The sequence below is a fragment of the Longimicrobium sp. genome (assembly GCF_036387355.1).
In the GTDB taxonomy this organism is placed as follows: Bacteria; Gemmatimonadota; Gemmatimonadetes; order Longimicrobiales; family Longimicrobiaceae; genus Longimicrobium.
On record NZ_DASVTX010000233.1, the window covers coordinates 1 to 8,435 of the forward strand.

Sequence of the window (8,435 nt, forward strand, 5' to 3'; positions counted from 1 at the left end):
GGGGCTGCAGGTGCACCGCGTGGGCTACCCGCTGGCCTCGTTCTTTACCCCGGTGGCCATTCCCGACAGCTTCACCGTGCGGGCCGGCGCCGTGCTCCCGGTGCTGGACACCGCGCAGTACGTGGGCACGCCCACGCCCACTCGCGAAATCGGCTTCGGCAACACCGTCACCCTGTTCCGCAACGTGACGCTGTTTGCCCAGCTGGACTACAAGGGCGGCCACAGCGTGTTCAACTACAAGGAGTACCAGCGCTGCCGCCTGGCCGGGAACTGCGAGGCGGTGAACACCCGCGAGTTCTTTGCTCCGGTGACGGCCGCGGACTCGGCGCAGCAGCGCGAGCTTGCGCTGCTGGCGGGGCGCGGTGTGCTGAACGGCAACATCATCAACTACGTGGAGCCGTACGTGGAGCGCGCCGACTTCCTGCGGCTGCGCGACCTGTCGGTCACGGTGGGGATCCCGCAGCGCCTGCTGGCCCGCACGGGCGCGAGCGGCGCCTCGGTGGTGTTCGCCGCCCGCAACGTGGCCATGCTGTGGACCCGGTATTCCGGAGTGGATCCGGAGGTGAACACGTACGGCAACCGCTCGTTCGTGCGGGTGGATGCGTACGCCGCGCCGCAGAACCGGCGGCTGTCGGCGGCGATCAACCTCAACTTCTGATCGGGAGCGCGCAGCGATGAAGCATCTTTCCAACCCCGCCGGCCGCCGCTCCAGGACGCTCTTCCTGGGCGCGGTGCTGGCGGCCTGCAGCGCGCTCGCCGCCTGCGACGGGCTGCTGGACGTAGAAAACCCGCAGGTGATCGTGCCGGAGCAGCTGGACGACCCCTTCTACCTCACGCTGGGCACCAGCGGCGTGGTGAACGAGTTTCAGCGCGCCTTCGACGACGTGGCCTACTTTGGCGCCGTCTTTACCGACGAGCTCCGCAACCACGCCACCTTCAGCGAAGAGCCGCTGATCGACCAGCGCGACGTGACCAGCGGCAACGGCACCATCGCCACGGCGTACACGCAGATGCAGCGTACGCGCGGCCTGGCCGACAGCACGGCCGCCCGCTTCCGGCTGCTGCGCGGCGACAGCGCCAACTCCGACCTGCGCCTGGCCCGCGTGCAGGTGTACGGCGGCATGGCGTACGTGATGCTGGCCGAAACGTACTGCGACGTGCCGGTGAACCTGAGCGCGCCGTACACCCCGGCGCAGATCTTTGAAACGTTCGCCCTGCCGCGCTTCGTGGAGGCCATTCAGGTGGCCACGGCGGCGCGGGCGGTGGCGGCGGCCGCGGTGCCGGTGAACACGCGCGGCGTGGCGGGCGCGGACTCGCTCATCAACTTTGCCCGGGTGGGCGCGGCGCGGGCCAACCTGAACCTGTACTCGCTCACCAAGACGGAGTCGTACCGGCAGGCGGCCATCAGCTTCGCGTCGCAGGTGCCGGCCAATTTCGTGTACCTGTCGTACTACTCGGACCTGCAGGATGAGGCGGCGGGCACCAACCTGCACAACCTGGCGGCGCTGCGGCTCACCGTGAGCATTCAGGCGTCGGTGTCGGGCACGCCGTTCGAGAGCCTGCGCGGCGTGGACCCGCGGGTCCCCATCCCCACCACCACCGAGGTGGCGCAGGGCGGGCTGCGGGCCTACGTGCCCAATTCGCCCACGGCGTACACCACGTACTCGGGCACGCTGCCGGGCGCAGAGTTCACCCGGCAGGCATCCATCCGGGTGGCGTCGGGGCTGGAGGCGCGCTACATCCGCGCGGAGGCCGAGGGCCCCACGGCGGACAACATCGCCTTCATCGAGTCGAGGCGGGTCATCGCGCCGGGGACGGCGGCGGACTTCCCGACCACCGCCACCACGTCGGCCAACTACTACGCCAACCTGCGCGACCAGCGCCGGCGCGACTTCTACCTGGACGGCCACCGTCTGGGCGACCTGCGCCGCTACCGTACGCTGTACGGCGACAACATCGAAACGTTCAACAAGTTCCAGACGGGGTCCTACCTGGGGAGTGCGACCACGAACTACGCGGACCGCATCTGCCTGCCGGTGACCTCGGCGGAGATCGCCGCGAACCCCAATTACCCGCGGAGCTGATCCGCGCGGGGTGACGGTGCGGGCGAGGCCCGGCGAGCGATCGCCGGGCCTCGTTGCGTGGGGAGGGCGGAAGTGCGAACGTGCGGAGTACGGAAGACGGAAGTACGAGAGTGCGGCGAGGGGGACACACTGGATGGGGATTGAGGACGGGATGCTGATGATTCAGGGAGGACGCCGCTCCGCCGCGCGGCGGTGGACGGCCGCGGTCGCCGCTGCCCTGGCGGGCGCCTGTACGCCGCCGGCGCGACCGGCCCCCGCGCCGCCGCCCGCGCCCGTGGTGCAGGCGCCGGCGGCCTCGCCCGCGGCGGAGGCCGGCGAGCAGGCGCCGCCGCTGCCGCGCGAGTTCCGCGGCGTGTGGGTGGCCACGGTGGCCAACATCGACTGGCCCTCCGCGCCCGGGCTGCCGGTGGAGCAGCAGCGCGCGGAACTGCTGGCCCTGCTGGACCGGTCCGCGGCCATGAACATGAACGCCATCATCCTGCAGGTGCGTACGGCGGGTGACGCGCTGTACCCCTCCCGGCTGGAGCCCTGGTCCGAGTACCTCACCGGGCAGGCCGGACGCCCGCCGCAGCCCGCGTGGGACCCCCTCGCCTTTGCGGTGGAAGAGTCGCACCGCCGCGGCATGGAGCTGCACGCGTGGTTCAACCCGTACCGCGCCCGCCATCCCAGCGCAAAGACGCCGCTGCCCCCGGGCCACATCGGCCGCGACCGGCCCGAGCTCGTCCGGCGCTACGGGACGCACCTGTGGATGGATCCGGGCGAGCCCGCCGTCCGCGCGCACTCGCTGGCGGTGGTGATGGACGTCGTCCGGCGGTACGACGTCGACGGCGTGCACATCGACGACTACTTCTATCCGTATCCCGAGAACGACGCCGCCGGGCGGCCGATCGACTTCCCGGACGAGCCGAGCTGGCGGCGGTACCAGGCCAGCGGCGGCCAACTGGCGCGCAACGACTGGCGGCGCGAGAACGTCAACGGCTTCGTCCGCGAGATGTACCGCCAGGTCAAGGCGGCCAAGCCGTGGGTCAAGGTGGGGATCAGCCCCTTTGGCGTGTATCGCCCCAACCACCCGGTGGGGATCGCGCCGCGGGGGTTTGACCAGTACGAGAAGCTGTACGCGGACGCGCTGCTCTGGTACCGCCAGGGCTGGATGGACTACTTCACCCCGCAACTGTACTGGCCCATCTCGCGCCCGGACCTGAGCTATCCCGTGCTGCTGCGCTGGTGGGCGGAGCAGAACGTCACGCGGCGCCACCTGTGGCCGGGCAACTTCACCAGCCGCACCTTCGAGGGCGCGCCCGTACCCTGGCGCGCGGACGAGATCACCAACCAGATCTGGGCGACGCGCGGGCAGGCAGGCGCCACGGGGAACGTGCACTTCAGCGCCAAGGCGTTCCGCCCCACGCTGAACCGCGACTCGCTGTTTGAAAAGCTGTTGGCCGGTCCGTACCGCGAGCCGGCGCTGGTGCCCGCGTCCCCCTGGCTGGGAACGGAGACGCTGCCCGCGCCCGCGCTCACCCTGCGCCAGTCATCGCCGGAGAACGTGACCACGGTGGAGATCGCGCCGCGGGGCACGGAGCCGCGCTGGTGGGCGGTGCAGGCGCGCCGCGGGACGGAGTGGAGCACCCGGGTGATCAGCGGCGCCGCGCGCTCGTACACGTTTTCCACCCCGGCGGATTCGGTGCCGCCGGAAGCGGTGGTCGTTTCGCCCATCGACCGCGTGGGCAATCAGGGCCAGCCCGCCAGCGTGCGCCGCGATCCGGCCACGCGCTGAGGTTGGGGCTCGCCTGCACGCCCGGATCCGGTGTGGGTCAGGCGGAGGGTGGCGCGCTCGAAAGGCCTGCTGAGCGACTGAAGTCGCCGCAACCACGGCGGAAAGTCCCCCCGAACGGACGGGGGGACTTCACCTGCACACGGCGGATGTTGCCGGTGTGCGCGGCCGGGTACCCGCGACGCGGTCGGCCTGAGCGGATGAATCCGCCGCTCTGAAGCGGTACGCCCCGACTCGTGGCCGCTGTCGCGTCCACGATCGGGGCTTCGATCGACCTGGCGGACCGCCCGGAGCGCGCGGCCCGCGCCGAAGCCGCCGACGCACTCCGCGAAGGCGGACTTCGTGCTGTTCCAGCGGCGAATTCATTCGTTCTGGACAGGCGGCCGCGCGCGTTCTTTCCGCCTGCACCCATGCCGCCGACGCAGTCCGCGCAGGCGGACTTCGCGCCGTCGTTGCCGCGACTTCAGTGGCCGCCCCGCGCCGGAGGCCGGCCCCCGCTGATCTCTTTCTCCCCCGCGACAGCTGTGCGAGGGGGACTCGCCCCCCCCCCCCCCGAACAGCACCCCTCCGACGTGCACCGCCGTTGTCGCACAGGACCGTGGTCCGGCCGGATGGCCGGGCGGGCCGTCCAACTCGGAGAGGGTGTCGTTTTCCGCCATCAACGCCTCCCCTGAAGTCTCGCCCGCGTTCGGCTTGTCGGGTCGGCTGCGACGGCCTACGTTGCAGATGCCAGGCGTGTCCGCGCGCTTCTCTCCCGCCTCCACCCCGCCGCACGTCCCCTCGGGTTCCCCGCCCGCTCATTCCCCATCCGCCTCTTCATACTGCAATGGCTGAAAGCCGGCCGGAAATCGATCAGGACCGCTGGGACACGTGCGTCCGCATCGCCCGCATGCTGCTGATGATGGACGACAACGACCGCGACCTGGTGAAGCAGTACCTGGAGATCCTGATCGACAAGGGGCTGCCCAGGACGGATGCGCCCAAGAAGGTGCTGATCGTGGGCGCCGGGATCGCCGGGCTGGTTTCCGGATGGCTGCTCCAGGAGGCCGGACATCACGTCACCATCATCGAAGCGAACGGCAACCGCATCGGCGGGCGGCTCAAGACCTTTCGCTACGACCAGTGGCGGCCTGACCTGGGCTCGCCTTTTCGCGACCGGCGGCAGTACGCCGAGGCGGGTGCCATGCGCCTCCCCAACTTTCACCCGCTCACCCTGGCGCTGGTGGACAAGCTGGGGCTGCGGCGCCGCCTTTTCTACAACGTGGACGTGGAGCCAGGGACGGGGAGCGGCACCGTTCCGCCCGTGACCTACACCCCGTTCGACGGCAGCGGCACCTGGGGACGCGAGCCGGACGTCCCCTTCGTGCCCCCCACCCCGCGGAACCAGACGTGGATCCGCGTCAACGGGCTGCAGGTGCGCAAGAGCGAGTACGCCGCCGCGCCGGACCGCGTCAACGCCAGCTTCGGCATGGCGCCGGAACTGTGCGGCACCACCACCAACGAACTGGTGAACCGCGCCATCGACAAGGTGCGCGACTACTACTCCACCGTGGGCGACGACGGCAGGCGGGTGAACAAGACCCCGCTCAGCGCCTGGGTAGAGGGCTGGGCGCGGGTGATCTACGACTTCGACCCGTACTCCATGTGGGGCTTTCTCAAGGAGCACGGCGGCTTCAGCGACGAGGCCATCGAGGCGGTGGGGACCATCGAGAACCTCACCTCGCGCCTGCCGCTCTCCTTCTTCCACAGCTTTCTGGGGCGCAGCGACATCAACCCCAAGGCGACGTACTGGGAAATCGAGGGCGGCACCTGGCGGCTTCCGTACGCCTTCCTGGACTTTCTTCGCGACCGGATCGTCATGGGGCGGCGGATGGTGCAGATGGAGTACTGGGACCCCGCGCGCCCCGGGGAGTGCGGGCAGTGCACGCACGTGGGGCCGGACGGGCCGCGGGTGTGGATCAAGACGGTGGGCGAGGAGGCTCACGAGGACCAGGGCGGCCGCCGCACCCGCCCGCCGGAGTTCGAGGAGTTCACGGGCGACGTCGCCATTGTCACCGTGCCGTTCAGCAGCCTGCGGCACGTGATCGTGGACCCCATGTTCAGCTATCGGAAGCGCCGCGCCATCATTGAACTCCACTACGATTCCGCCACCAAGGTGCTGCTGGAGTTCAGCCGCCGCTGGTGGGAGTTCACGGAAGAGGAGTGGGAGCGGGAGATGGAGGCCATTCGCCCCGGCATGTACCGCGACTACCAGGAGCAGAGCGACACCGAGTCCGGCACGAATGATACGTCGCTCCTGGGCGCCGCGCCGTCCGTGGATGAAAAGCGCATCGCCGGGCGCGAGCGGGCGTTCTACGCCGAGCTGCGTCACCAGCGCGCGCCGGACCGCGAGGCCACCCACGCGTTCGGGGGCGGCTCGCTGACGGACAATCCCAACCGCTTCATGTACTACCCGTCGCACCCGGTGGAGGGGAGCCGGGGCGGCGTGGTGCTGGCCAGCTACAGCTGGGCCGACGACGCGGCGCGGTGGGATTCCATGAGCGACGACGAGCGGTACATCTTTGCCCTGCGCGGGCTGCAGTCGCTGCACGGGCGGCGCATCGAGGTGTTCTACACGGGCCAGGGGCAGACGCAGAGCTGGCTGCGCAACCGGTACGCGTTCGGCGAGGCGGCGGTGTTCACCCCCGGGCAGCTGACGCAGTTTCACCTCGCCATCCCCACGGCGGAAGGGCCGGTGCACTTCGCGGGCGAGCACACCTCGCTCAAGCACGCGTGGATCGAGGGCGCGGTGGAATCCGCCGTCCGCGCGGCGCTGGAGGTGAACGGCGGGGCGGAGGCGGCGTCGTGAGCGGGGCGGCGGATGCAGGCTGGACGGTGGCGCGCTACCTGGCCGCACGTCTCTCGCAGCTGGGGATCGACCACCTGTTCGGCGTGCCCGGCAATCACCTGGGACCGTTTCTGCCCGCGGCGGTGAACGCGGGAATCCGGTGGGTGGGCAACTGCAACGAGATCAACGCCGGGTACGCCGCCGACGGCTACGCCCGCGCGCGGGGCGGCCCGGGGGCCGTGGCGGTCACCTACGGGGTGGGCGCGCTCAGCGTCATTCAGCCGGTGGGCGGATCGTACGTGGAAGAGATCCCCGTGATCGTCATCACCGGGGCGCCCACGTACGAGCAGTGGCAGAACCTGCGGGCCATCGGGCTGCTGACCAGCCACATGAGCCCCAACACGCGCAGCAACGTCGACGCATTCCGCCAGGTCACGGCGGATGCGCAGGTCGTCAGCAACGCCACCCTTGCCCCCGTGCAGATCGATGCGCTGCTCGTCACCTGCCTTACGGAGCGGCGCCCCGTGTACCTGGAAGTGTGGGAGAACGTGTGGAGCGGCCCGTGCGCGGCGCCCCAGGGCACCCTTGCTCCGCTGCCCCGGCCCACGACGCGGGCGAATGAATCCATGCGCGCCAGGGCGGTCGCGGCGGCGGTGGACCGCATCTGCACCCTGGGCTCGCCCATTCTCTGGGGCGGAGAGGAGATCGACCGCTACGGCCTGCGCGCGGAGTTCACCTCTCTGGTGGACGACACGGGGATTCCGTTCTGCACCACCATCGGCGGCAAGTCGGCGCTCAGCGAGAACCATCCGCTCTTTCACGGCGTGTACAACGGCAAGGCGAGCCTTCCCGAGGTGCGCCGGATCTTCAAGGAGGTGGCCAGGTGCCGCGTCGGGCTGGGGTCGTGGAGCACCTCCAAGAACCTGGGCGGCACCCGCGACGTGGGCGAGGACTGGATTGTTGCCGCGCACCAGGGCGTCAGCGTGGGGTCGCAGTACTTTCCCGACGTCAAGCTGGGCGAGTTCATCTCCGCGTTGCGGGACGCGCTGGTGGAGTGCCGGCGCGAGGCGGAGCGCACGGGGACCGGGGGGTGGAAAGCGGACTACTTCCGGGCGCGCGCGGCGGGCGACGCGCCGGACGGCATCGGCAGCCGCGCGGAATTCATCGCCGCGCTGGACGCGCCCTCACCGGCGCCGCAGCCGCTGACGTACGACTCGTTCTTTCAGCGGATCAGCGCGTTTCTGGACGATTCCGCGACCGGCTCCGGGACGGATGCCGAGTCGCCATACGTCGTGGTGTCGGACGCGGGGTTCTCGCTGCTGGGATCGCAGAACCTCAAGATGCCGCAGCCGCGCAGCTACTTCTGCCAGGGCTCGTGGCTCGCGATCGGGTACTCGGTGGGCGCGGTGACGGGGGTGAAAGCCGCGCGGCCCGACCGCCGCGCGTTCGCCTTCGTGGGCGACGGATCGTTCCAGGAAACCTGCCAGGAACTGAGCACGCACACCCGGCTGGGGCAGAACACCGTGGTGTGGGTGATGAACAACGGCGACTTTTACGGGATCGAGCAGATGCTGGTTCACCCCTGCTTTTACGATCCCGCTTCCGGCGAGGCGCCGAGCTTCTACAACGAGCTGCATTCATGGCGGTACAGCCGCCTGGCCGACGTGTTCTCCACCCCGGACCGCCCCATGACGGGGTACGACGTGGGTACGCACGCGGATCTGGATGCGCTGCTCCGCGTGCTGGCGGATGA

General features: G+C 70.2%; 5 protein-coding genes. All 5 read left to right on the forward strand.

What is annotated here, in order from left to right; all coding sequences use genetic code 11:
- The coding region (locus tag VF665_RS10305; RefSeq protein ID WP_331053339.1) for a hypothetical protein at positions 1-658 on the forward strand (658 nt) is incomplete at its 5' end.
- Positions 659-674: 16 nt separating this feature from the next.
- Positions 675-2,084 (forward strand): RagB/SusD family nutrient uptake outer membrane protein, encoded by a 1,410-nt coding sequence (locus VF665_RS10310; protein ID WP_331053340.1) that lies wholly within the window; start codon positions 675-677, stop codon positions 2,082-2,084.
- Positions 2,085-2,235: 151 nt separating this feature from the next.
- Positions 2,236-3,858 carry a glycoside hydrolase family 10 protein gene (locus VF665_RS10315; protein ID WP_331053341.1) on the forward strand — a complete coding sequence of 541 codons (1,623 nt, stop codon included), beginning with the start codon at positions 2,236-2,238 and terminating at the stop codon, positions 3,856-3,858.
- 823 nt (positions 3,859-4,681) lie between these two features.
- A complete protein-coding gene (locus VF665_RS10320; RefSeq protein WP_331053342.1) occupies positions 4,682-6,703 on the forward strand; it encodes a flavin monoamine oxidase family protein in 2,022 nt (673 codons plus the stop codon).
- Positions 6,700-8,435: alpha-keto acid decarboxylase family protein (locus VF665_RS10325; protein ID WP_331053343.1), on the forward strand; the 1,736-nt coding region annotated here is incomplete at its 3' end. The genes VF665_RS10320 and VF665_RS10325, both read left to right, overlap by 4 nt.